Here is a 23,703-nt window from a genome sequence, read left to right on the forward strand (position 1 = left end):
CCGTTTCGGCGAGGGATGTCCTCGCGGTGGAAGGCACGATAGGCGCGGCTGACTTAAGAGGTGCTTAACGACGGTTTTTTTGCCCGGCCCGGCGCGGGCCAACGACGCCGGAGCACCCATTTCGTCTGACGTAGGGCGAAGAGCGGCATTGGCGCTATCCGCCGCTTTTGCGGGGCATGGCCCGGCGGATAACCGCGAGGCGGTTATTCGCCCTACCGGTGGGGGCGTGAGGTAGGGCGAATAGCGCCAGCGGCGCTATCCGCCGCTTCTGCGGGGCATGGCCCGGCGAATAACCGCGAGCGGTTATTCGCCCTACCGAGGCGCGCCCTTCGCCCGCGTCACCCGGTCCACCAGATAGACCACCCCGCGGTAGTCGATCCCGCCATGCTCGCTGAGGCCGATCTCGCAGGTACGGCTGGTGGACACGCCTTCCTCGCAGGACTGCACGGCATCCTTCAGGCTGCGCAGGGAGTGAGCGTTCAGTTCCGGCGTGGTGAAGCCCTTGTCGCCGGCGAAGCCGCAGCAGTGAATGCCTTCCGGGATCACCACCTCGCGGGTGCAGCGGCCGACCAGGTCGATCAGCGCCTGGCTCTCGCCGAGGTGCTGGGTGCTGCAGGTGACGTGCACCGCTACCGGTTTGTCCTGCGGGATGAACTCCAGGCGATCGAGCAGGTGACTGCGGATGAATTTCACCGGGTCGTGGATCCGCAGCCGCGGATCGTCCAGACCCTGGACCAGGCGCAGGGTGCAGGGGCTGGTGTCGCAGTAGATCGGGTCGAGACCGCCGCGGCTGGCCTGGAGCAGGGCGGCGAGCAGTTCGTCGCGCTTGTCGTCGGCCTGCTTCGCATACCCCTTGGACGCGAACGGCTGGCCGCAGCAGAGGTTGTCCAGGTTATCCGGGAATACCACTTGGTAGCCGGCCTTTTCCAGCAGACCGCGGGTCTTGTCCAGCAGCGGCTCGCGCTCTTCGTCGCCGAAGGCCGGGCCCATGGCGCGCGAGACGCAGGCGGCGAGATAGACCACCCGTGGCCGCTCGTCGCCGAGCGGGGCGGGCGGCGGCGCCAGGCGTACCGGCTGCGGCAGCGCCGGCGTCCATTGCGGCAGGCGGCCGCCGCTGGCCTGGCTGAGGCCGCGGCTGGCGCTGGCCAGCAGGGGCGCGCCAAGCAGGCGCCGGGCACCGTCGGCAGCGAGCAGGGCGAAGCGCGCAGCACGCATGGCTCCGGCAAAGTTGCGCGCCAGCCAGGTGGCGCCTTCGGCGTGGCGGGCGTCGGCACCGCGCAGCTTGCGGATCAGCTCGCCGGTGTTGATATTCACAGGACAGCGCTGGGCGCATAGGCCGGTGGCGGCGCAGGTGTCGATGCCCTGGTAGCGGTAGTCGCGCTCCAGCGCCGTGGTGTCGACGCCGGCGCGCTTCTTCGCCTGGATGTCGCGCCACAGGACGATGCGCTGGCGTGGCGTGAGGGTCAGTCCGCGCGACGGGCAGACCGGTTCGCAGAAACCGCACTCGATGCACTTGTCGACGATCTCGTCGGCGGCCGGCAGCGGCTTGAGGTTCTTCAGGTGGCTCTGCGGGTCGTCGCTGAGGACCACGCCCGGGTTGAGGATGCCGCGCGGGTCGAGCAGGCGCTTGAGCTGCCACATCAACCGATAGGCGTCCTCGCCCCACTCCAGTTCGACGAACGGCGCCATGTTGCGCCCGGTGCCATGCTCGGCCTTCAGCGAGCCGCCGTACTCCACCGCCACCAGGTGCGCCACGTCGTCCATGAACGCCGAGTAGCGGGCGATCTGCTCGGGCGAGTCGAAGCCCTGGGTGAAGACGAAGTGCAGGTTGCCCTCCAGCGCGTGGCCGAAGAGGATCGCCTCATCGTAGCGGTGCTTGTCGAACAGCTCGATCAGGCGGTTGACTCCCTCGGCCAGTCGTTCGACGGGGAAGGTGACGTCCTCGATGATCACCGTGGTGCCGGTCTCGCGCACCGCGCCGACAGCCGGGAAGGTGTCCTTGCGGATGCGCCAGAGCTGGTTGTAGACCGCCGGGTCTTCGCTGAAGTCGACCTGCTTCTCCAGCGGATATTCGGCGATGGAGGCCATGATCCGCCCGAGCTGTTCGTGCAGCAGCGTGCGGCTCGCCGCGCGGGACTCGATGAGCAGGGCGCAGGCTCCGGCGGAAAGGCTCTTCACCCATTCCGGCATGCCCTGCATGTTCTCCACCGAGCGCAGGCTGCGCCGATCGAGCAGTTCCACCGCCGAGACCGGCTGGCGCTTGAGCACCGCGACCGCCGTGCAGCAGGTTTCCACCGTGGGGAAAACCAGCAGCGCCGAGGCCTTGTGCGGGTGTTCCGGGACGGTGTCGTAGGTCACCGCGCTGATGAAGCCGAGGGTGCCCTCGGAGCCGACCATCAGGTGGGTGAGGATGTCCAGCGGCTCGTCGTAGTCGATCAGCGCATTCAGCGACAGGCCGGTGGTGTTCTTCAGCCGGTACTTGTGGCGGATCTTCGCGGCCAGTTCGGCGTTGGCGCGGGTCTCGCGGCCGAACTCGGCGAGCCGTTCCAGCAGCTCGCCGTGGCTGGCGCGGAAGGCCGTGACGCTGGCAGGGTCCTCGCTGTCCAGGCGGGTGCCGTCGGCCAGCAACAGGCGCAGGCCGGCGAGGGTGTGGTAGCTGTTCTGCGCGGTGCCGCAGCACATGCCGCTGGCGTTGTTGGCGACGATGCCGCCGATCTTGCAGGCGTTGATCGAGGCCGGGTCGGGACCGATCTTGCGGCCGAACGGCGCCAGCCAGGCGTTCGCCTGGGCGCCGATGACACCCGGCTGCAGGCGGATCTGCGCGCCGTCGGCGCGGATTTCCCGGCCATTCCAGTTGTCGCCGAGGGCGAGCAGCACCGAGTCGCTGATGGCCTGGCCGGAGAGGCTGGTGCCGGCGGCGCGGAAGGTCACCGGGACCTGCTCGCGGTAGGCGGCGGATAGGATCGCGGCGACCTCGTCCTCGCTTTCGACGCGCAGCACCAGCTTGGGAATCAACCGGTAGAAGCTGGCGTCGGTGCCGAAGGCCAGGGTCGACAGCGGGTCGTCGAAGCGGCGTTCGCGCGGTATCAGCCGCTCGACGGTCTCGAGAAAGGGAATCGGCAGGCTCATCGGCTTTCCTCGGCCCTGGGACGACGGTCACGCCCCGGGCGTTTTCAGGCTTTTCTGGCGGGCGTCTCAGGCGCCCAGTTCGCGGACCAGCGAGTCGGCGCTGATCTCGCCGATCGACTTGGCCCCGGTGAGGACCATGGCCACGCGCATTTCCTTTTCGATCAGTTCGAGCAGGTTGCGCACCCCGGCCTCGCCGGCGGCGGCCAGGGCGTAGACGAAGGCGCGGCCGAGCAGCACGCTGTCGGCGCCGAGGGCGATCATCCGCACCACGTCGAGACCGGTGCGGATGCCGGAGTCGGCAAGGATCGCCAGTTCGCCCTTCACCGCGTCGGCGATCGCCGGCAGCGCGCGGGCGCTGGACAGCACGCCGTCGAGCTGGCGGCCGCCGTGGTTGGAGACGACGATGCCGTCGGCGCCGAACTTCACCGCATCCCTGGCGTCCTCGGGATCGAGAATGCCCTTGATCACCATCGGGCCGTCCCAGAACTCGCGGATCCACTCCAGATCCTTCCAGGAAATCGACGGGTCGAAGTTGGCGCCCAGCCAGCCGATGTAGTCCTCCAGGCCGGTCGGGTTGCCGCGGTAGGCGGAAATGTTGCCGAGGTCGTGGGGCTTGCCCAGCAGGCCGACGTCCCAGGCCCAGGCCGGGTGGGTCATGGCTTGCAGGATGCGGCGCGGCGCGGCGTAGGGGCCGCTCATACCGGAATGGGCGTCGCGGTAGCGGGCGCCGGGGACCGGCATGTCGACGGTGAACACCAGGGTGGTGACGCCGGCGGCCTTGGCCCGCTCCAGGGCGTTGCGCATGAAGCCGCGGTCCTTCAGCACGTAAAGCTGGAACCACATCGGCCGGTCGATGGCCGGGGCGACCTCCTCGATCGGGCACACCGATACCGTCGACAGGGTGAAGGGCACGCCCTTCTCCGCCGCCGCGCGCGCCGCCTGGACTTCGCCGCGGCGGGCGTACATGCCGGTGAGACCGACCGGGGCGAGCGCCACCGGCATCGCCAGGGTCTCGTCGAACAGGCGGGTCTCCAGGCTCAGCTCGGACATGTTCTTCAGCACCCGCTGGCGCAGGGCGATGCCCGACAGGTCCTCGACGTTGCGGCGCAGGGTGTACTCGGCGTAGGCGCCGCCGTCGATGTAGTGGAAGAGGAACGGCGGCAGCTTGCGTTGGGCGGCGGCGCGGTAGTCGGTGGAAGCGGAAATGATCATTGGGCTCTTCCGTTGTGTCGAAAGGTTTTGCATCGAGCGCAGTGGAGCGGGACACGGCGGAAATGGCCAAGGGAGCCGGGCTTACGATCGTAGGCGAGTCTCCCCCGGGCCATTTCCTGCGCAGTATCGCCGACGCGCGGCCGATCAGGGCGCGGTCAGTGCACCAGCATGCCGGTGAATAGGTATGCCTGGGCCAGGGTGATCAGTCCGACCAGCGCGGCGAAGATCAGGCTGTGCTTCAGGGTGAAGCGGAACAGGTCGGATTCCTTGCCGACCATCCCGGTCGCGGCGCAGGCCACGGCGATGGATTGCGGGGAGATCATCTTGCCGGTCACGCCGCCACTGGTATTGGCGGCCACCAGGAGGGTGTCGCTGACCCCGATCTGGTGCGCGGTGGTCGACTGCAGGGAGCTGAACAGGGCGTTGGAGGACGTATCCGAACCGGTCAGGAATACCCCCAGCCAGCCGAGGAATGGCGAAAAGAACGGGAACGCCGCGCCGGTACCGGCCAGAACCAGGGCCAGGGTGGTGGACATGCCCGAGTAGTTGGTGACGAAGGCGAAGGCCAGGACCATGCCGATGGACAGGATCGGCCACTTCAGCTCCACCAGAACTTCCTTGAAAGTGGTAATACCAATTTTCGGTGCAATGCGCAGGATGAGCATCGATACCAGCGCCGAGAGGAAGATCGCCGTGCCGGTAGCGGAGATCGGGTCGAACTTGAACACCGCGGCGATCGGCGCGGCGCTGGTGGCGATCGGCGCGCCCTTGACCACCAGTTGGTCGAGGTGTGGGATGGCGAAGTTGAACACCAGCCAGTAGAACTCGCCGCCCGGGGCGAACAGGGCCTTGAAAGGTTTCAGGGTCCAGATGGTCACCAGTACGGTGAGCACCAGGAACGGCGACCAGGCCTTGAGGATCTCGCCGAAGCTGTAGGCGGACGGTTCGACGCTGCGTTGCCCGCCGAAGCCGCCACCGGCCACGGCTACGCCGCCGCTTGCGGCGAGCGCTTCGCTGGCGCCCTGCGGCTGCCAGACCTTGAGGAACAGGGTCAGGGAGACCAGGCTGACCAGCGCCGAGGTGATGTCCGGCAACTCCGGGCCGATGAAGTTGGACGTCAGGTATTGGGTGATGGCGAAGCTGCCGCCGGCGACGATGGCGGCCGGCCAGGTTTCGCGGATGCCGCGCCAGCCGTCCATCATGAACACCAGCCAGAACGGTACCAGGATCGACAGGAACGGCAGTTGGCGGCCGGTCATGGCGCCGATCTTGAAGGCGTCGATGCCGGTCACCTGGCCGGCGACGATGATCGGGATGCCCAGTGCGCCGAAGGCCACCGGCGCAGTGTTGGCGATCAGGCACAGGCCGGCGGCGTAGAGCGGATTGAAGCCGAGGCCGACGAGCAGGGCGGCGGTGATCGCCACCGGCGCGCCGAAACCGGCGGCGCCTTCGAGGAAGGCCCCGAAGGAGAAGCCGATCAGCAGTACCTGCAGGCGTTGGTCGCCGGTAATCGACAGCACCGAGCTGCGGATCACCTCGAACTGGCCGCTCTTCACCGTCAGTTTGTAGAGGAAGACCGCGGCGACGATGATCCAGGCGATCGGCCAGAGGCCGTAGAGGAAGCCGTAGCCGGCGGCGGCGAAGGCCATGTCGGCGGGCATGTCGAAGGCGAAGATGGCCACCGCGATGGCCAGCGCCAGGGTGATGCTGCCGGCGATGTGGCCCTTGAGGCGGAATACCGCCAGGGCGAGGAAGAAGAACACGATCGGGATGACGGCCGCGGCGGCCGACAGGCCGAGACTGCCCAGGGGGGTATAGAGTTGTTGCCAGGCTTGCATGGGGGTTGGCTCCCTAATTGTTGTTGGGTTTGCCTGTGACCAGATCGGACACGCGCCAAGACCTGTGTGTGCAAGGGCGCTGGGCAGCCGAACCTGGCAAAGCTCGTATAATTGGTAAGACCAATTTACAAAAGCGAGCGCTCAGGTTAAGAGTCGAGCGTTCGGCGTGTCAATTTGCCCGTCTACGACTTTTGTCTAGGGATGCTCGTGCGGGGCTCGTGGCGCCTCGCTTGTGGTGCGGGGAGCGGCTCGGTACGCTTCCTCTCTTTTTCGCGCTGGGCGCATGGCAGAGGCTTTGCGACGAAACTTCGGGTAAGGGTGTCGGGATATGGAATTTGGTCAGGTCAGGCAGCGCCGTCTGTCGGATGACATCGTTGCGCAACTGGAGGCGATGATCCTGGAGGGCACGCTGAAGTCCGGCGAGCGGCTGCCCGCCGAGCGCGTGCTTGCCGAGCAGTTCGGGGTTTCCCGGCCGTCGCTGCGCGAGGCGATCCAGAAGCTGGTGGCGAAGGGGCTGCTGGTCAGCCGCCAGGGTGGCGGCAACTATGTGACCGAATCGCTGGGCGCGACTTTCAGCGATCCGCTGCTGCACCTGCTGGAGGGTAACCCGGAGGCCCAGCGCGACCTGCTGGAGTTTCGCCACACGCTGGAAGGGGCCTGTGCCTACTACGCGGCGCTGCGTGCGACCTCCCTCGATCACCAGCGCCTGACCGAGGCCTTCGAGGCGCTCCAGGCCTGCTATGCGCGCAACGACCAGGTCAGCGCGGAAGAGGGCGCCGCCGACGCGCGCTTCCACCTGGCGATCGCCGAGGCCAGCCATAACACCGTGCTGCTGCACACCATCAAGGGCCTGTTCGACTTGCTGCGGCGCAACGTGGTGACCAATATCGGCGGGATGTACGCGCAGCGCACGGAAACTCGCGCGCAGTTGATGGAGCAGCACCAGCGCCTATACGACGCGATCATCAGCGGTCAGGCGGAGCTGGCCCGGGAGGTGTCCAACCAGCACATCCACTATGTGCAGGAGGTCCTGGCGGAGGTCCAGGAAGAGGCGCGCAGGATGAAGCGCTCGCAGCGCCGACGCAGCGTGCAGGAAGACTAGCGAGGCGCAGGCAGGGACGCGCTCAGTCGTCCTTGCCGTGGCGCATGGCGCGCTGGATCTCCCGATCGGAGTCGCGCTCCTTCTCGGTGTGGCGCTTGTCGAAGTCCTTCTTGCCCTTGGCCAGGGCGATCTCGCACTTGACCAGGTGCTTCTTCCAGTACATCGACAGGGCGACGCAGGCGTAGCCTTTCTGTTGCACGGCACCGAACAGCTTGCCCAGTTCGCGCTTGTGCAGCAGCAGCTTGCGTGTGCGCACCGGGTCGGCGATCACGTGCGTGCTGGCGGTGGTCAGGGGCGTGATGTGGCTGCCGAGCAGCCAGGCCTCGCCATCCTTGAGCAGCACATAGCTGTCGACCAGTTGGGCCTTGCCGGCGCGCAGGCTTTTCACTTCCCAGCCCGCCAGGGCGACGCCCGCCTCGAAGCGTTGTTCGATGAAATAGTCGTGCAGAGCCTTCTTGTTCTGCGCGATGGTCCCCGAAGGGTGTTTCTTCTGCTTAGCCATAGGCGGCGCATTATAGGGAGTCGCCGGCTTCACCGCCATGGGGCGGCGTCGCGCTTGAGGGATAGATGTGAATTTCGGACAATGCCCACTCTTTTCCTGGCCGCTGGCCAAGGTTTTGTAAGAAAAGTCTTCAAGTAGCGTCAGGCTGCGCTGAGCGTTTTTCTGCCGAACCCTGGCCCCGGTCGACGGGCGCAGCGCGCCGCCGTGGCGGATGCCGCCGTCCCGCCGGCTATGCTTGGGGAGTCGCCCGCTCGACAGCAGAAGTGAGAGTTCTATGAGCACCCATATCCAGCGTTCGGCGCTGTTGCCTTATCCCGCCCGCGCGCTGTTCGATCTGGTGAACGACGTGAAGCGCTATCCGGAGTTCCTGCCCTGGTGTTCGGCCAGCCAGGTCCTGGAGGAGAGCGAAAGCCTGATGCGCGCCGAGCTGACCGTGGCCAAGGGTAGCCTCAGCCAGCGCTTCACCACCCGCAACGTGCTGGTGCCGGGATCCTCCATCGAGATGAACCTGGAAAACGGACCGTTCACCGAACTGCATGGCGTCTGGCAGTTCAAGGCGCTGGGCGAGAAGGCCTGCAAGATCACTCTCGACCTGACCTTCGATTACGCCGGGCCGCTGGTCAAGGCAACCCTCGGGCCGCTGTTCACCCAGGCCGCCAACACCATGGTCGACGCGTTCTGCCAGCGCGCCAAGCAACTCTATGGCTGAGATCGCCGTCGAGGTGGTCTACGCGCTGCCGGAGCGACAGGCGTTACTGCGCCTGAGCGTGCCGGCAGGTACCAGCGCACGCGAGGCCGTGCTGCTCTCCGGCATCGCCGAGGCCTTTCCAGGGCTGGATGTGCAAGGTTGTCCGCTGGGTATCTTCGGCAAGCTCCTGGCACGCCCGGAGGAGCGGATGCTGGAGGCCGGCGAGCGGGTGGAGATCTACCGCCCGCTGATCGCCGATCCCAAGGAGGTGCGCAAGCAGCGTGCCGCGCGGGCCCGGAGCGAGCGCGAAGGCGGTTAGCCGCGAGGTTTCCTGCGGAAATGAAAAAGCCCGGCGAATGCCGGGCTTTTTAGTGGAACGCCAGCCGTCATTGCGGGCTGGGGTCCAAAGGTTCGGGAGTCGGGACCGGTACCGGCTGGGCTTCGTCCACTTCGCGCTGGAGCTGTTCCAGGGTGGAGCCCGGTTTCGGCGGCTCTTCCTTCTGCTCTTCCGGTTTCTGCTGGTCGGCCGGCTGGGTGACGGTGGTGCTGCCCTCCTTGCCAAGGATCGCTTCGTCGCGGCTGACGCCGGGCATGAAGTCGCCGTTCAGGCCAGCCAACTGGTCGCTGTCGTTGAAGAACAGGCTGACGCGCTCCTGCTGGCGACGACCGCCGCCCGGCTGGATGCTGTAGAGGTAGTCCCAACGATTGGCGTGGAAGGTATCGACGATCAGCGGGTTGCCCATGATAAACCGCACTTGGCGTCGGGTCATTCCGGGACGCAACTGGTCTATCATGTCCTGCGTTACGACGTTGCCTTGCTGGATGTCGATTTTATAGACGCCAGGAAACGAGCAACCGGCGAGTGCGGCAAGCCCCGCGAAAGCGAGACAGGTCAGCATGAGCTTGGCGTTTTGCATCGGTGAGCGACTTCCACTATCTTGGCTGGGCAAATAAAAGCCCGATCATACCCGTATTCCGGGATACTGCGAAACATCCCGCGCTGAGAAAGCAGACATGGTTGAAAATAGCGAACTTCGAAAAGCCGGCCTTAAAGTGACCCTGCCGCGGGTCAAGATCCTGCAGATGCTCGACTCGGCCGAGCAACGCCACATGAGCGCCGAAGACGTGTACAAGGCGCTGATGGAAGCAGGCGAGGACGTGGGCCTGGCAACCGTCTATCGGGTGCTGACCCAGTTCGAGGCCGCCGGCCTGGTGGTGCGTCACAACTTCGATGGCGGCCATGCCGTGTTCGAGCTCGCCGATAGCGGCCACCACGACCACATGGTCTGCGTCGATACCGGCGAGGTGATCGAGTTCATGGACGCGGAAATCGAGAAGCGCCAGAAGGAAATCGTTCGCGAGCGCGGCTTCGAGCTGGTCGATCACAATCTGGTGCTCTACGTGCGCAAGAAGAAGTAGTCGCGCAACGGTACCATGCGAAACGGCGACCCTGGGGTCGCCGTTTTCATTTTCCATTGAAGGAACGTTCAGTTCTGGGTGGCCAGGTTGACCAGTTTCTTCGCGTGGGCCAGGGATTCCTTGGTCAGGTCGACGCCGCCGAGCATGCGGGCGATCTCCTCGATCCGCTGGGCCTTGTTCAGGGTGGCGACCGCCGTACGGGTTTCGCTGCTGCCGCGTTCCTTGTGCACGAACAGGTGCTGGTGGCCCTGGGCGGCGACCTGCGGCAAGTGGGTCACGGTGAGGACCTGGCCGCGTTCGCCGAGGCGACGCAGCAACTGTCCGACCACTTCGGCGGTGGGGCCGCCGATGCCGACGTCGACTTCGTCGAAGACCAGGGTGGGGATGCGCGAGGTCTGTGCCGTGATCACCTGGATCGCCAGGCTGATCCGCGACAGTTCGCCGCCCGAGGCGACCTTGGCCAGCCCTTTCAACGGCTGCCCGGGGTTGGCGCTGACCAGGAACTCCACGCTTTCCAGTCCGTTGGCCTGCGGCTCTACGCTGTCGCCGGGATGCAGGACGATGGCGAAGCGCCCCCCGGGCATGCCCAGGCGCTGCATTTCCTGCTCCACGCTGGCGGCAAGAGGTGCGGCCGCGGCCTGGCGCAGGCGGCTCAGTTCGTCGGCTTTTTCCTGGTAATGCCGGGCGTAGGCGGCCAGCTCGTCGCCCAGGCGTCCAACCGCTTCGTCGTCGGCGTTCAGCGCCTCCAGTTCGTCGAACAGACGCTGCTGCAGGTCGGCCAGTTCGGCGGGCTGGACCCGGTGCTTGCGCGCCAGGGAATAAATGACGTCCAGGCGTTCCTCGACCTGCTGCTGGCGATTGGGATCGGCATCGAAGTGGTCGACGAAGCGGTTCAGTTCGCCGATCGCCTCCTCGACCTGGATCTGCGCGCTGGACAACAGGTTGACCGCTTCGCCGAGGGCGGCGGGCTGGCTGCTGAACGAGGTCAGGCGGTTGAGGCTGGCATTGAGCGCGGAAAGGACGTTGCCGGCATCGCTCTCGCTGCACATTTCCACGACTTGGCGGCAGGCGGCGAGCAGGCTTTCGGCGTTGCTCAGGGTCTTCTGCTCCTGCTCCAGGCTTTCCAGTTCGTTTTCGCCGAGGGACAGGTTTTCCAGTTCTTCCAACTGGTAGCTGAGCAACTGGTGGCGGGCGCGTTGCTCGTCGCCGCTACGCGACAGGCGTTCGAGCTCCTGGCTGGTCTGCTTCCAGCGTTGCGCGGCGAGCTGCACCTGGCGCGCCAGCTCCTGGCAGCCGGCGTACTCGTCGAGCAGGCGTCGGTGGGTCTCGCTCTTCAGTAGCGACTGGTGCTCGTGCTGGCTATGGATGTCGATCAGCAGTTCGCCCAGGCTCTTCAGGTCGCCCAGCGGGCAGGGCGTGCCGTTGATGTAGGCGCGCGAGCGACCTTCGGCAGTGATCACCCGGCGCAGGATGCACGGACCGTCCTGTTCCAGGTCGCGCTCGGCGAGCCAGTCGCGGGCTTCGGCGATGGCGCTGACGTCGAAGCTGGCGAGAATGTCGGCCTTGTCCGCTCCGGGACGTACCGCGCCGCTGTCGGCGCGGTCGCCGAGGGTAAGGCCGAGGGCGTCGAGCATGATCGATTTGCCCGCGCCGGTTTCGCCGGTGATCACGCTCATGCCGGTAGCGAGTTCGAGATCCAGGTGCTCGACGATGGCGTAGTTGTGAACGGACAGGTGAACCAGCATGGCGGGCGGCTCCGTGGGTTTTGTCTGGTTATTTATACAGTATTTTTTCCGGCTGGCAATTGCCGCTCGCCCCTTGAACCGTGGAAAGCCGTCCCCATATAGCCGGCAACGTTGCGAACTTATGCGTTCGCCTTGTATTTGCCAGCTTATTTTTGAAGGAGAGTGGCATGGCTGACGAACAGCAGACCCTGGATCAACAGACCCCCGAGCAGCCCACCGGCGCCGCCGAGGACCTGACCGCCCGCGTGCAGGAACTGGAGGAGCAACTGGCTGCCGCCCAGGACCAGGCGCTGCGCATGGTCGCGGATCTGCAGAACGTACGCCGGCGTGCGGAGCAGGATGTCGAGAAGGCGCACAAGTTCGCGCTGGAGAAATTTGCCGGCGATCTGCTGGCGGTGGTCGACACCCTCGAGCGCGGCCTGGAGATGTCCGATCCCAACGACGAGGCGATCAAGCCGATGCGCGAAGGGATGGAACTGACCCTGAAGATGTTCGACGACACCCTGCGCCGCTACCAGGTGGAGGCGCTGAACCCGGAAGGCGAGCCTTTCAACCCCGAGCAGCACCAGGCGATGGCCATGCAGGAAAGCGCTTCGGCCGAGCCGGGCAGTGTCCTCAAGGTGTTCCAGAAAGGCTACCTGCTCAACGGCCGCCTGCTGCGTCCGGCGATGGTGGTGGTCAGCAAGGCGCCGGCGGAAACCCCGCCTTCGATCGACGAGCAGGCTTGAAATTCGACGCGACGACCCCATCTGGGTAGTCAACCGAGCACGAGACCCACGGGCGGGTCGCACGGAATCAAAGTTTCTGGAGAGTGAATATGGGCAAAATCATTGGCATCGACCTGGGTACCACCAACTCCTGCGTGGCTATCCTGGAGAACGGTAACGTCAAGGTCATCGAGAACGCCGAGGGCGCGCGTACCACCCCCTCGATCATCGCCTACACCAACGATGGCGAAACCCTGGTGGGCCAGCCGGCCAAGCGCCAGGCGGTCACCAACCCGCAGAACACCCTGTATGCGGTGAAGCGCCTGATCGGCCGTCGCTTCGAAGAGAACGTGGTACAGAAAGACATCCAGATGGTGCCGTACAGCATCGTCAAGGCCGACAACGGCGACGCCTGGGTGGAAGTGAAGGGCCAGAAGATGGCGCCCCCGCAGATTTCCGCCGAAGTGCTGAAGAAAATGAAGAAGACCGCCGAAGACTACCTCGGCGAGCCGGTCACCGAAGCGGTGATCACCGTTCCGGCCTACTTCAACGACAGCCAGCGCCAGGCCACCAAGGACGCCGGCCGCATCGCCGGCCTCGACGTCAAGCGGATCATCAACGAGCCGACCGCGGCGGCGCTGGCCTACGGCCTGGACAAGGCCAAGGGCGACCACACCGTGATCGTCTATGACCTGGGCGGCGGTACCTTCGACGTGTCGGTGATCGAGATCGCCGAAGTCGACGGCGAGCACCAGTTCGAAGTGCTGGCCACCAACGGCGACACCTTCCTCGGCGGCGAAGACTTCGATATCCGCCTGATCGACTACCTCGTCGACGAGTTCAAGAAGGAAAGCGGCATCAACCTGAAGGGCGACCCGCTGGCCATGCAGCGTCTGAAGGAAGCGGCCGAGAAAGCCAAGATCGAGCTGTCCTCGACCCAGCAGACCGACGTCAACCTGCCCTACGTGACTGCCGACGCCAGCGGTCCGAAGCACCTGAACGTCAAGGTTTCCCGCGCCAAGCTGGAGTCCCTGGTCGAAGACCTGGTGCAGCGCACCATCGAGCCGTGCCGCACCGCGCTGAAGGATGCCGGGCTGGATGTCTCCGATATCCATGAAGTGATCCTGGTCGGCGGCCAGACCCGCATGCCGCTGGTACAGAAGACCGTTGCCGAGTTCTTCGGCAAGGAAGCGCGCAAGGACGTCAACCCGGACGAAGCCGTGGCTGTCGGTGCCGCCATCCAGGGCGCGGTCCTGGCCGGCGACGTGAAGGACGTGCTGCTGCTCGACGTGACCCCGCTGACCCTCGGCATCGAGACCCTGGGCGGCGTGATGACCGGTCTGATCGAGAAGAACACCACCATCCCTACCAAGAAGTCGCAGGTGTTCTCCACTGCCGACGACAACCAGGGCGCGGTGACCATCCACGTGCTGCAGGGCGAGCGCAAGCAGGCCGCGCAGAACAAGTCGCTGGGCAAGTTCGACCTGGCCGACATTCCGCCGGCTCCGCGCGGCGTGCCGCAGATCGAGGTGACCTTCGATATCGATGCCAACGGCATCCTGCACGTCTCGGCGAAGGACAAGGCCACCGGCAAGCAGCAGTCCATCGTGATCAAGGCATCCTCCGGCCTGTCCGAGGATGAGATCCAGCAGATGGTCCGCGATGCCGAGGCGAACGCCGAGGAGGACCGCAAGTTCGAGGAACTGGCTGCCGCTCGCAACCAGGGCGACGCGCTGGTCCACGCCACCCGCAAGATGATCACCGAGGCGGGCGACAAGGCCTCCGCCGAGGACAAGGCGACCATCGAGAAGGCGCTGGGCGAGCTGGAAGCGGCGGTGAAGGGCGACGACAAGGCCGAGATCGAGGCCAAGATGAACGCTCTGTCCCAGGCTTCCACCCCGCTGGCGCAGAAGATGTACGCCGAACAGGCCCAGCAGGGCGAAGACGCTCCCCAGGGCGAGCAGGCGAAAGCCGCTGACGACGTGGTGGACGCCGAGTTCGAAGAGGTCAAGGACAACAAGTAAGCCCCGGCTTGCTTCTGCCCCGCGTGCCGGCCAGGCCGGTACGCATGATCCGCCACGCGGGAGCCTGCTCCCGCGTTGGCGTGTCTGGAGGGTCCTTAATTGAGACGGAAAGGTTATGGCGAAACGAGACTTTTACGAGGTTCTGGGGGTTGAGCGTGGCGCCAGCGAGGCGGACCTGAAGAAGGCCTACCGTCGCCTGGCGATGAAATACCACCCGGACCGCAATCCTGGCGACAAGGAAGCCGAGGACAAGTTCAAGGAGGCCAACGAGGCCTACGAGGTCCTCTCCGATGCCAGCAAGCGGGCGGCCTACGACCAGTACGGCCATGCCGGCGTCGATCCGAACATGGGTGGGGGGGCTGGCGCCGGTTTCGGCGGGGCGAGCTTCTCCGACATCTTCGGCGATGTGTTCAGCGATTTCTTCGGTGGCGGCGGTGCCCGCGGTGGATCGCGCGGCGGTGCGCAGCGCGGCGCGGACCTGCGCTACACCCTGGACCTCGACCTGGAAGAGGCGGTACGCGGCACCACCGTCACCATCCGCGTGCCGACCCTGGTTGGTTGCAAGACCTGCAACGGCAGCGGCGCCAAGCCCGGCACCACACCGGTCACCTGTACCACCTGCGGCGGTATCGGCCAGGTGCGCATGCAGCAGGGCTTCTTCTCGGTCCAGCAGACCTGCCCGCGTTGCCACGGCACCGGCAAGATGATTTCCGATCCCTGTGGCTCCTGCCATGGCCAGGGGCGCGTGGAAGAGCAGAAGACCCTGTCGGTGAAGGTGCCGGCCGGCGTCGACACCGGCGACCGCATCCGTCTCACCGGCGAAGGCGAGGCCGGCAGCATGGGTGGTCCGGCGGGCGACCTGTACGTGGTGGTCAATGTGCGCGAGCACCCGATCTTCCAGCGCGACGGCAAGCATCTGTACTGCGAAGTGCCGATCAGTTTCGCCGACGCTGCGCTGGGCGGCGAGCTGGAAGTGCCGACCCTGGATGGCCGGGTCAAGCTGAAGATTCCGGAAAGCACCCAGACCGGCAAGCTGTTCCGCCTGCGCGGCAAGGGCGTGGCCCCGGTGCGCGGCGGCGGCGCCGGCGACCTGATGTGCAAGGTGGTGGTGGAAACCCCGGTGAACCTGGACAAGCGCCAGCGCGAGCTGCTCGAGGAGTTCCGCAAGTCGTTGCAGAGCGACACCTCGCATTCGCCCAAGGCCAGTGGCTGGTTCGAAGGCATGAAGCGTTTCTTCGACGACCTATAAACAAAGCCATGGGCGCGGCCTGACAGCCGCGTCCGGGTTCCGCGTGGAGTGGTTTTATGCGACGTATAGCCGTAGTGGGCGCCGCCGGGCGCATGGGCAAGAACCTGATCGAGGCCGTTCAGCAGACCGGTGGTGCCGCCGGACTGACGGCGGCGGTGGATCGTCCGGATAGCACCCTGGTGGGGGCGGACGCCGGCGAGCTGGCCGGTCTCGGCCGGATCGGCGTGCCGCTGTCCGGGGATCTGGGCAAGGTCTGCGAGGAGTTCGACGTCCTGATCGACTTCACCCATCCCTCCGTAACCCTGAAGAACATCGAGCAGTGCCGCAAGGCGCGCCGCGCGATGGTCATCGGCACCACCGGCTTCAGCGCCGACGAGAAGCTGCTGCTGGCCGAAGCGGCGAAGGATATCCCGATCGTCTTCGCTGCCAACTTCAGCGTCGGCGTGAACCTTTGTCTGAAGCTTCTGGATACCGCGGCACGGGTGCTGGGCGATGAAGTGGATATCGAGATCATCGAGGCCCATCACCGGCACAAGGTCGATGCGCCGTCCGGCACCGCCTTGCGCATGGGCGAGGTGGTGGCCCAGGCGCTCGGCCGGGACCTCCAGGAAGTGGCGGTCTACGGACGCGAGGGGCAGACCGGCGCGCGGGCGCGGGAAACCATCGGCTTCGCCACCGTGCGCGCCGGCGACGTGGTGGGCGATCACACCGTGCTGTTCGCCGCCGAGGGCGAGCGCGTGGAGATCACCCACAAGGCTTCCAGCCGCATGACCTTCGCCCGTGGCGCGGTGCGTGCGGCGCTGTGGCTGGAGGGCAAGGAGAACGGCCTGTACGACATGCAGGATGTGCTCGGTCTACGCTGAGACGCTGCCGCACGTCGTCTTATTGGTGGACCGGAATGTCGCGATTCTGTAAACTACAGCTTTAGTGTGTCCACTAAAAGCAGCGCAGCATGAATCGAAAAAAAGCGGGATGACTCTTCACGGTGTCATCCCGCTTTTTTACACCTGCGCGACCAGTCAGGCTTGATTTACGGGAGGTCTTCTTGACTAAGCCAGCCATACTTGCACTTGCCGACGGCAGCATTTTTCGCGGTGAAGCCATCGGTGCCGACGGTCAGACCGTTGGCGAGGTGGTGTTCAACACCGCCATGACCGGCTACCAGGAAATCCTCACCGATCCTTCCTACGCCCAGCAGATCGTCACCCTGACCTACCCGCACATCGGCAATACCGGTACCACCCCGGAAGACGCCGAGGCCAACCGCGTCTGGGCCGCCGGCCTGATCATCCGCGACCTGCCGCTGATCGCCAGCAACTGGCGCAGCAAGCAGTCGCTGCCTGACTACCTGAAAGCCAACGGCACCGTCGCCATCGCCGGCATCGATACCCGTCGCCTGACCCGCATCCTCCGCGAGAAGGGTTCGCAGAACGGCTGCATCCTGGCCGGTGCCGACGCTACCGAGGAACGTGCGCTGGAGCTGGCTCGCGCCTTCCCCGGCCTGAAGGGCATGGACCTGGCCAAGGAGGTGACCACCGCCGAGCGCTACGAGTGGCGCTCCAGCGTCTGGAACCTGGAAAGCGACAGTCACCCGGAGATCCCGGCCGGTGAATTGCCGTATCACGTGGTGGCCTACGACTATGGCGTCAAGCTGAACATCCTGCGCATGCTGGTGGCGCGTGGCTGCCGCCTGACCGTGGTGCCGGCGCAAACGCCGGCCAGCGAAGTGCTGGCGCTGAACCCGGACGGCATCTTCCTTTCCAACGGCCCCGGCGACCCCGAACCGTGCGACTACGCGATCCAGGCGATCCGCGAATTCCTCGATACCGAGATCCCGGTGTTCGGCATCTGCCTCGGTCATCAGTTGCTGGCCCTTGCCTCTGGCGCCAAGACCCTGAAGATGGGCCACGGCCACCACGGCGCCAACCACCCGGTGCAGGACCTGGACAGTGGCGTGGTGATGATTACCAGCCAGAACCACGGTTTCGCGGTCGACGAGAGCACCCTGCCGGACAACCTGCGAGCCACTCACAAGTCGCTGTTCGACGGTACCCTGCAGGGTATCGAGCGCACCGACAAGGTCGCTTTCAGCTTCCAGGGCCACCCCGAGGCGAGCCCCGGCCCGCATGACGTCGCCCCGCTGTTCGACCGCTTCATCTCGGCGATGGCCGAGCGTCGCTGAGGAGCAGAGCCATGCCGACCCTGGGGATAACCGATTTCTGGACCTACGTGCTGGGTGTGGTTTTCGTGATCCTGTTGCCCGGACCGAACTCGCTGTTCGTCCTCGCGACTTCGGCCCAGCGTGGCGTGGCGACCGGCTACCGGGCCGCCTGCGGCGTGTTCCTCGGCGACGCGGTGCTGATGCTGCTGTCGGCCCTTGGCGTGGCGTCCCTGCTGAAGGCCGAGCCGATGCTGTTCATCGGCCTGAAGTACCTCGGTGCGGCCTACCTGTTCTATCTCGGCGTCGGCATGCTGCGGGGCGCCTGGCGCAAGCTGCGCAGTCCCGAGGCGACGGCGGCGCAGGCCGAGCAGGTGGATGTCCACCAGCCGTTCCGCAAGGCGCTGCTGCTGAGCCTGTCGAATCCCAAGGCGATCCTGTTCTTCATCTCCTTCTTCATCCAGTTCGTCGATCCCGGCTATGCCTATCCGGGCCTGTCGTTCCTGGTGCTGGCGGTGATCCTGGAACTGGTCAGCGCCCTTTACCTGAGCTTCCTGATTTTCACCGGTGTGCGGCTGGCGGCCTGGTTCCGTCGGCGGCAACGGTTGGCTGCCGGCGCCACTTCGGGCGTCGGCGCCCTGTTCGTCGGCTTTGGTGTGAAGCTGGCCACCGCAACCCTGTCCTGATTATTGCAACGAGAGTCCCATGCCAAAACGTACAGACATAAAGAGCATCCTGATCCTCGGTGCCGGCCCCATCGTGATTGGCCAGGCCTGCGAATTCGACTACTCCGGCGCCCAGGCCTGCAAGGCCCTGCGCGAGGAGGGCTACCGCGTCATCCTGGTGAACTCCAACCCCGCGACCATCATGACCGACCCGGCGATGGCCGACGCGACCTACATCGAGCCGATCAAGTGGGCCACCGTGGCCAAGATCATCGAGAAGGAACGCCCCGACGCGCTGCTGCCGACCATGGGCGGTCAGACCGCGCTGAACTGCGCCCTGGACCTGGAGCGCCACGGCGTGCTGGAGAAGTTCGGCGTGGAGATGATCGGCGCCAATGCCGACACCATCGACAAGGCCGAGGACCGTTCGCGCTTCGACAAGGCGATGAAGGATATCGGCCTGGCCTGTCCGCGCTCGGGCATCGCCCACAGCATGGAGGAGGCCTACGGCGTGCTCGAGCAGGTCGGCTTCCCCTGCATCATCCGTCCGTCTTTCACCATGGGCGGCACCGGCGGCGGTATCGCCTACAACCGTGAAGAGTTCGAAGAGATCTGCGCCCGTGGCCTCGACCTGTCGCCGACCAACGAGCTGCTGATCGACGAGTCGCTGATCGGCTGGAAGGAATACGAGATGGAGGTGGTCCGCGACAAGAAGGACAACTGCATCATCGTCTGCTCCATCGAGAACTTCGACCCGATGGGCGTGCACACCGGTGACTCGATCACCGTGGCGCCGGCGCAGACCCTGACCGACAAGGAATACCAGATCATGCGCAACGCCTCGCTGGCGGTATTGCGCGAGATCGGCGTGGAAACCGGCGGTTCCAACGTGCAGTTCGGCATCTGCCCGAACACCGGGCGCATGGTGGTGATCGAGATGAACCCGCGGGTTTCCCGCTCCTCGGCCCTGGCCTCCAAGGCCACCGGTTTCCCGATCGCCAAGATCGCCGCCAAGCTGGCGGTCGGCTACACCCTCGACGAACTGCAGAACGACATCACCGGCGGCCGCACCCCGGCGTCGTTCGAGCCGGCCATCGACTACGTGGTGACCAAGATCCCGCGCTTCGCCTTCGAGAAATTCCCGAAAGCCGATGCCCGCCTGACCACCCAGATGAAGTCGGTCGGCGAAGTCATGGCCATCGGCCGGACCTTCCAGGAGTCGGTGCAGAAAGCCTTGCGTGGCCTGGAAGTCGGCGCCACCGGCTTCGATCCGAAGCTCGACCTGAACGACCCGGAGGCCGACAGCATCCTCAAGCGCGAGCTGATCGTGCCCAGCGCCGAGCGTGTCTGGTACGTCGCCGACGCCTTCCGCGCCGGCAAGAGCGTCGAGGAAGTGTTCGAGCTGACCCGCATCGACGAATGGTTCCTGGTGCAGATCGAGGACCTGGTCAAGGACGAGGAGAAGGTCAAGACCCTCGGCCTGTCCTCCATCGATCGCGAGCTGATGTACAAGCTCAAGCGCAAGGGCTTCTCCGACGCGCGCCTGGCCAAGCTGCTAGGCGTCACCGAGAAGAACCTGCGCAGCCATCGCCACAAGCTGAAGGTGCTGCCGGTCTACAAGCGCGTCGATACCTGTGCCGCCGAGTTCGCCACCGACACCGCCTACATGTATTCGACCTACGAGGAAGAGTGCGAGGCCAACCCGTCGAGCCGCGAGAAGATCATGATCCTCGGTGGCGGTCCGAACCGCATCGGCCAGGGCATCGAGTTCGACTACTGCTGCGTGCACGCGGCGCTGGCGATGCGCGAAGACGGCTACGAGACCATCATGGTCAACTGCAACCCGGAAACCGTTTCCACCGACTATGACACCTCCGACCGCCTGTACTTCGAGCCGGTGACCCTCGAGGACGTCCTTGAGATCGTCCGCGTCGAGCAGCCCAAGGGCGTGATCGTCCAGTACGGCGGCCAGACCCCGCTGAAGCTCTGCCGCGCCCTCGAAGAGGCCGGCGTGCCGATCATCGGCACCAGCCCGGACGCCATCGACCGTGCCGAAGACCGCGAGCGCTTCCAGCAGATGGTCCAGCGCCTGAACCTGCGCCAGCCGGCCAACGCCACCGCGCGCAGCGAAGACGAAGCCCTGGCCGCGTCCAAGGCCATCGGTTATCCGCTGGTGGTACGTCCCTCCTACGTGCTGGGTGGGCGGGCGATGGAAATCGTCTACCAGGAAGAAGAACTCAAGCGCTACATGCGCGAGGCGGTGCAGGTTTCCAACGACAGCCCGGTGCTGCTCGACCACTTCCTCAACTGCGCCATCGAAGTCGACATCGACGCGGTATGCGACGGCGAGATCGTGGTGATCGGCGCGATCATGCAGCATATCGAACAGGCTGGCGTTCACTCCGGCGACTCCGCCTGTTCGCTGCCGCCGTACTCGCTGCCGCAGCATATCCAGGACGAGATCCGCGAGCAGGTCAAGAAAATGGCCCTGGAGCTGGGCGTGGTCGGCCTGATGAACGTGCAGATGGCGGTGCAGGGCGAGGATATCTTCGTCATCGAGGTCAACCCGCGCGCCTCGCGTACCGTGCCGTTCGTCTCCAAGTGCGTCGGCGAGTCGCTGGCCAAGGTCGCCGCCCGCGTCATGGCCGGCAAGACCCTGGCCGAGGTCGGCTTCACCCAGGAAATCATCCCGCCGTTCTTCAGCGTCAAGGAAGCGGTGTTCCCATTCGCCAAGTTCCCAGGCGTCGATCCGATCCTTGGCCCGGAAATGAAGTCCACTGGTGAAGTGATGGGTGTCGGTGATAGCTTTGCCGAAGCCTTTGCCAAGGCTCAGTTGGGGGCCAGCGAAATCCTCCCGACCGCCGGTTGCGCCTTCATCAGCGTCCGCGAAGACGACAAGCCGTTCGCCGCCCAGGTGGCTGGCGACCTGGTCGCGCTGGGCTTCGAAGTGGTAGCCACCGCCGGTACCGCGCGTGTCATCGAGGCCGCAGGCCTGCCGGTGCGTCGCGTGAACAAGGTGACCGAAGGTCGCCCGCACGTGGTGGACATGATCAAGAACGACGAGGTCACCCTGATCATCAACACCACCGAGGGCCGGCAGTCCATCGCTGACTCCTACTCCATTCGTCGAAACGCCCTGCAGCACAAGATCTGCTGCACCACCACCATTGCGGGTGGGCAGGCGATCTGTGAGGCGCTCAAGTTCGGTCCCGAGAAGACCGTTCGGCGTCTGCAGGATCTCCACGCAGGAATCAAGGCATGAGCAAGTTCCCCATGACCGTCCAGGGCGCGCGCGCCCTGGAAGAAGAAGTGAAACACCTGAAGGGCGTGCTGCGCCCGCAGATCAGCCAGGCCATCGCCGAAGCGCGTGAACTGGGCGACCTCAAGGAAAACGCCGAGTACCATGCGGCGCGCGAACAGCAGGGCATGGTCGAGGCGCGTATCCGCGACATCGAGGCCAAGCTGTCCAACGCCCAGGTCATCGATGTCACCGCCATCCCCCACAGCGGCAAGGTGATCTTCGGCACCACCGTCGACATCGCCAACGTCGAGACCGACGAGACCGTGACCTACCAGATCGTCGGCGACGACGAGGCGGATATCAAGGGTGGCAAGATCTCGGTGAATTCGCCGATCGCCCGTGCGCTGATCGGCAAGACCGAGGGCGATGCCGTGCTGGTGAGAACCCCGGGCGGCGATGTCGAGTACGAGATCGTCGAGGTTCGCCATATCTAAGCGCGCCCCGTTGCGCGCAGGCGCGATCAGTTGGCTGCTGGCCCAGACGTTCTGGGTCGGCGGCCTCTGGTTGCTGCAATTCGTGGTCCTGCCTGCGTTGGCCAAGACCGGACTGGCGCCGCTGCTGGTGGAAACCGTAGCCGCGGCGTTGACGCCGCTGCTGATCGGCTTCGCCGGATTCTGTGCGGTGCTGCAGGCGCTGGTGTTGGTTTCGAGCCAGGGGCCGAGTAGCCTCTGGCGAGACCTTCGCGGTCAGTTGTTGCTCGCCGTCGCGCTGCTCTGCCTGGCGTATTTCCTGGTGCGTGGGCTGGCGCCCGAGGCGGTGCGCTGGCTGCTGTTCAACTACCTGGCGGTGGCGATGTGTGGCCTGCTGCTGGTGTTGCAGCCGGTACCGGGGCGGGACGAGGAAGGCGTCTGAACAAGGTCGGGAAGTTTCCCGACCTTGGTTGGATGGGGCATCAGATGCCGGCGAAACGGCTGATGTTCGAGAGACTCTTGTTCGGCTTCGGGTTCTTCCGGTAGACCAGCGCCATCTTCCCGATGCTTTGCACCAGGTCGCTGCGCGACTGCGCGCAGAGTTCGTCGAGCAGGGCGCGGCGATCGTCGCGCTCGGCCAGCGCCAGTTTCACCTTGATCAGTTCGTGATCGTTGAGTGCGCGCTCGAGTTCGGCAAGAACGCCTTCGGTCAAGCCGTTCTCGGCTACGATCAATACCGGTTTCAGGTGGTGACCGATAGATTTGAACTGTTTCTTCTGCTCTTGAGTGAGCGCCATAATCAGACCCCTGGGAAAAAGTCGTCTATTTTACCCCAGTTTTAGTCCAAGTGATGCTGCCCCCGCCGACCGGGGGTGCCCGAAGAGGTATTCCGTGGCCCGCTCCAAAACCAGCCAGCGTTGGCTGAAAGAACATTTCGACGATCCCTACGTGAAGATGGCCCAGCGCGATGGCTATCGCTCGCGCGCCAGCTACAAGCTGCTGGAGATCCAGGAGAAGGACCGCATCCTGCGTCCGGGCATGACCGTGGTCGACCTGGGCGCCGCGCCGGGCGGGTGGTCGCAGGTCACCAGCCGGGTGATCGGCGATCGCGGCCGGCTGATCGCTTCGGACATCCTCGAGATGGACAGCATCCCCGACGTCACCTTCATCCAGGGCGACTTCACCGAGGACGCGGTGTTCGCGCGAATCCTCGAGGCGATCGGCGATCATCCGGTAGACCTTGTGATTTCCGATATGGCCCCCAATATGAGTGGAGTGCGGGCCGCCGACCAGCCGCGCGCCATGTATCTCTGCGAACTGGCGCTGGACCTGGCCGGCCGTGTGCTGCGGCCGGGCGGCGATTTCCTGATCAAGATCTTCCAGGGCGAAGGTTTCGACCAGTACCACAAGCAGGCCCGGGAAATGTTCGACAAGGTACAGATGCGCAAGCCCCTGTCGTCGCGTGATCGTTCGCGGGAACAGTATCTGCTCGCACGCGGCTTTCGCGGGGAATAGACTGGAATGATTGACCCTATAGCCTGTCTATTGGTCGAT

Annotated in this window: 21 protein-coding genes; 14 read left to right on the forward strand and 7 right to left on the reverse strand. The window is 65.3% G+C overall.

The window, feature by feature from the left end:
* Window positions 1-312: 312 nt before the first annotated feature.
* The 3 genes from HMPREF2886_RS15450 to HMPREF2886_RS15460 form a co-directional block, all read right to left on the reverse strand.
* A complete protein-coding gene (locus tag HMPREF2886_RS15450) occupies window positions 313-3,129 on the reverse strand; it encodes an FAD-binding and (Fe-S)-binding domain-containing protein (protein ID WP_070747771.1) in 2,817 nt (938 codons plus the stop codon).
* 66 nt (window positions 3,130-3,195) lie between these two features.
* Window positions 3,196-4,341, reverse strand: a complete 1,146-nt coding sequence (gene lldD / locus HMPREF2886_RS15455; RefSeq protein WP_033973736.1) for an FMN-dependent L-lactate dehydrogenase LldD — start codon at window positions 4,339-4,341, stop codon at window positions 3,196-3,198.
* Window positions 4,342-4,496: 155 nt separating this feature from the next.
* Window positions 4,497-6,179, reverse strand: a complete 1,683-nt coding sequence (locus HMPREF2886_RS15460) for a lactate permease LctP family transporter (protein WP_039027893.1) — start codon at window positions 6,177-6,179, stop codon at window positions 4,497-4,499.
* 328 nt (window positions 6,180-6,507) lie between these two features.
* Between HMPREF2886_RS15460 and HMPREF2886_RS15465 the strand changes: the two genes are divergently transcribed.
* Window positions 6,508-7,281 carry an FCD domain-containing protein gene (locus HMPREF2886_RS15465; protein ID WP_023098137.1) on the forward strand — a complete coding sequence of 258 codons (774 nt, stop codon included), beginning with the start codon at window positions 6,508-6,510 and terminating at the stop codon, window positions 7,279-7,281.
* Window positions 7,282-7,303: 22 nt separating this feature from the next.
* On the opposite strand, the gene smpB is transcribed toward HMPREF2886_RS15465, so the two are convergent.
* Window positions 7,304-7,783, reverse strand: a complete 480-nt coding sequence (gene smpB, locus HMPREF2886_RS15470) for an SsrA-binding protein SmpB (RefSeq protein ID WP_003100496.1) — start codon at window positions 7,781-7,783, stop codon at window positions 7,304-7,306.
* A 274-nt stretch (window positions 7,784-8,057) separates the two neighbouring features.
* On the opposite strand from smpB, the gene HMPREF2886_RS15475 reads away from it, so the two are divergent.
* Together HMPREF2886_RS15475 and HMPREF2886_RS15480 are read left to right on the forward strand one after the other, a co-directional pair.
* Window positions 8,058-8,492, forward strand: coding sequence for a type II toxin-antitoxin system RatA family toxin (locus HMPREF2886_RS15475; protein WP_033973740.1), 435 nt, complete (start codon window positions 8,058-8,060; stop codon window positions 8,490-8,492).
* Entirely contained in the window at window positions 8,485-8,790 is a 306-nt protein-coding gene (locus HMPREF2886_RS15480; RefSeq protein WP_003457175.1) for an RnfH family protein, read from the forward strand. The genes HMPREF2886_RS15475 and HMPREF2886_RS15480 overlap by 8 nt, the downstream gene beginning before the upstream one ends.
* Before the next feature lie 67 nt (window positions 8,791-8,857).
* Here the strand turns inward: HMPREF2886_RS15480 and HMPREF2886_RS15485 are convergent, their stop codons facing one another.
* A complete protein-coding gene (locus HMPREF2886_RS15485) occupies window positions 8,858-9,388 on the reverse strand; it encodes an outer membrane protein assembly factor BamE (protein ID WP_003109323.1) in 531 nt (176 codons plus the stop codon).
* Window positions 9,389-9,485: 97 nt separating this feature from the next.
* Here HMPREF2886_RS15485 and fur point away from each other — a divergent pair, with 97 nt between their 5' ends.
* Complete coding sequence (gene fur, locus HMPREF2886_RS15490; protein ID WP_003095216.1) at window positions 9,486-9,890, forward strand: ferric iron uptake transcriptional regulator; 405 nt, start codon at window positions 9,486-9,488, stop codon at window positions 9,888-9,890.
* Between the two features lie 68 nt (window positions 9,891-9,958).
* Here fur and recN read toward each other — a convergent pair whose 3' ends face one another.
* Window positions 9,959-11,635 carry a DNA repair protein RecN gene (gene recN / locus HMPREF2886_RS15495; RefSeq protein WP_033973741.1) on the reverse strand — a complete coding sequence of 559 codons (1,677 nt, stop codon included), beginning with the start codon at window positions 11,633-11,635 and terminating at the stop codon, window positions 9,959-9,961.
* 167 nt (window positions 11,636-11,802) lie between these two features.
* Here recN and grpE point away from each other — a divergent pair, with 167 nt between their 5' ends.
* The 9 genes from grpE to HMPREF2886_RS15540 all read left to right on the forward strand — a co-directional run bounded on the left by grpE (window position 11,803) and on the right by HMPREF2886_RS15540 (window position 22,591).
* Window positions 11,803-12,363: a nucleotide exchange factor GrpE gene (gene grpE / locus HMPREF2886_RS15500; RefSeq protein ID WP_003095213.1), complete on the forward strand. Its 561-nt coding sequence runs from the start codon at window positions 11,803-11,805 to the stop codon at window positions 12,361-12,363.
* Window positions 12,364-12,452: 89 nt separating this feature from the next.
* The gene (gene dnaK, locus HMPREF2886_RS15505) at window positions 12,453-14,366 is read left to right on the forward strand and encodes a molecular chaperone DnaK (protein ID WP_039027895.1); all 1,914 of its coding nucleotides are present in this window, start codon (window positions 12,453-12,455) and stop codon (window positions 14,364-14,366) included.
* 115 nt (window positions 14,367-14,481) lie between these two features.
* A complete protein-coding gene (gene dnaJ, locus HMPREF2886_RS15510) occupies window positions 14,482-15,615 on the forward strand; it encodes a molecular chaperone DnaJ (RefSeq protein ID WP_003095211.1) in 1,134 nt (377 codons plus the stop codon).
* 56 nt (window positions 15,616-15,671) lie between these two features.
* On the forward strand, window positions 15,672-16,478 hold the full coding sequence (gene dapB, locus HMPREF2886_RS15515) for a 4-hydroxy-tetrahydrodipicolinate reductase (RefSeq protein WP_003095210.1): 807 nt from the start codon (window positions 15,672-15,674) through the stop codon (window positions 16,476-16,478).
* 182 nt (window positions 16,479-16,660) lie between these two features.
* Complete coding sequence (gene carA, locus HMPREF2886_RS15520; protein WP_003095209.1) at window positions 16,661-17,797, forward strand: glutamine-hydrolyzing carbamoyl-phosphate synthase small subunit; 1,137 nt, start codon at window positions 16,661-16,663, stop codon at window positions 17,795-17,797.
* Between the two features lie 11 nt (window positions 17,798-17,808).
* Complete coding sequence (leuE, locus tag HMPREF2886_RS15525; RefSeq protein ID WP_033977167.1) at window positions 17,809-18,459, forward strand: leucine efflux protein LeuE; 651 nt, start codon at window positions 17,809-17,811, stop codon at window positions 18,457-18,459.
* Between the two features lie 19 nt (window positions 18,460-18,478).
* Window positions 18,479-21,700, forward strand: a complete 3,222-nt coding sequence (carB, locus tag HMPREF2886_RS15530; RefSeq protein ID WP_033973743.1) for a carbamoyl-phosphate synthase large subunit — start codon at window positions 18,479-18,481, stop codon at window positions 21,698-21,700.
* Window positions 21,697-22,173: a transcription elongation factor GreA gene (gene greA, locus HMPREF2886_RS15535; protein ID WP_003095206.1), complete on the forward strand. Its 477-nt coding sequence runs from the start codon at window positions 21,697-21,699 to the stop codon at window positions 22,171-22,173. The genes carB and greA overlap by 4 nt, the downstream gene beginning before the upstream one ends.
* Window positions 22,174-22,183: 10 nt before the next feature.
* On the forward strand, window positions 22,184-22,591 hold the full coding sequence (locus tag HMPREF2886_RS15540; RefSeq protein WP_033977168.1) for a hypothetical protein: 408 nt from the start codon (window positions 22,184-22,186) through the stop codon (window positions 22,589-22,591).
* Window positions 22,592-22,631: 40 nt separating this feature from the next.
* On the opposite strand, the gene yhbY is transcribed toward HMPREF2886_RS15540, so the two are convergent.
* Window positions 22,632-22,946, reverse strand: a complete 315-nt coding sequence (gene yhbY / locus HMPREF2886_RS15545) for a ribosome assembly RNA-binding protein YhbY (RefSeq protein WP_033973746.1) — start codon at window positions 22,944-22,946, stop codon at window positions 22,632-22,634.
* Window positions 22,947-23,040: 94 nt separating this feature from the next.
* On the opposite strand from yhbY, the gene rlmE reads away from it, so the two are divergent.
* Window positions 23,041-23,664, forward strand: a complete 624-nt coding sequence (gene rlmE / locus HMPREF2886_RS15550; protein ID WP_003095202.1) for a 23S rRNA (uridine(2552)-2'-O)-methyltransferase RlmE — start codon at window positions 23,041-23,043, stop codon at window positions 23,662-23,664.
* Window positions 23,665-23,703 lie beyond the last annotated feature (39 nt).

It is taken from the genome of Pseudomonas sp. HMSC066A08 (assembly GCF_001813025.1).
Lineage (GTDB): Bacteria > Pseudomonadota > Gammaproteobacteria > Pseudomonadales > Pseudomonadaceae > Pseudomonas > Pseudomonas aeruginosa.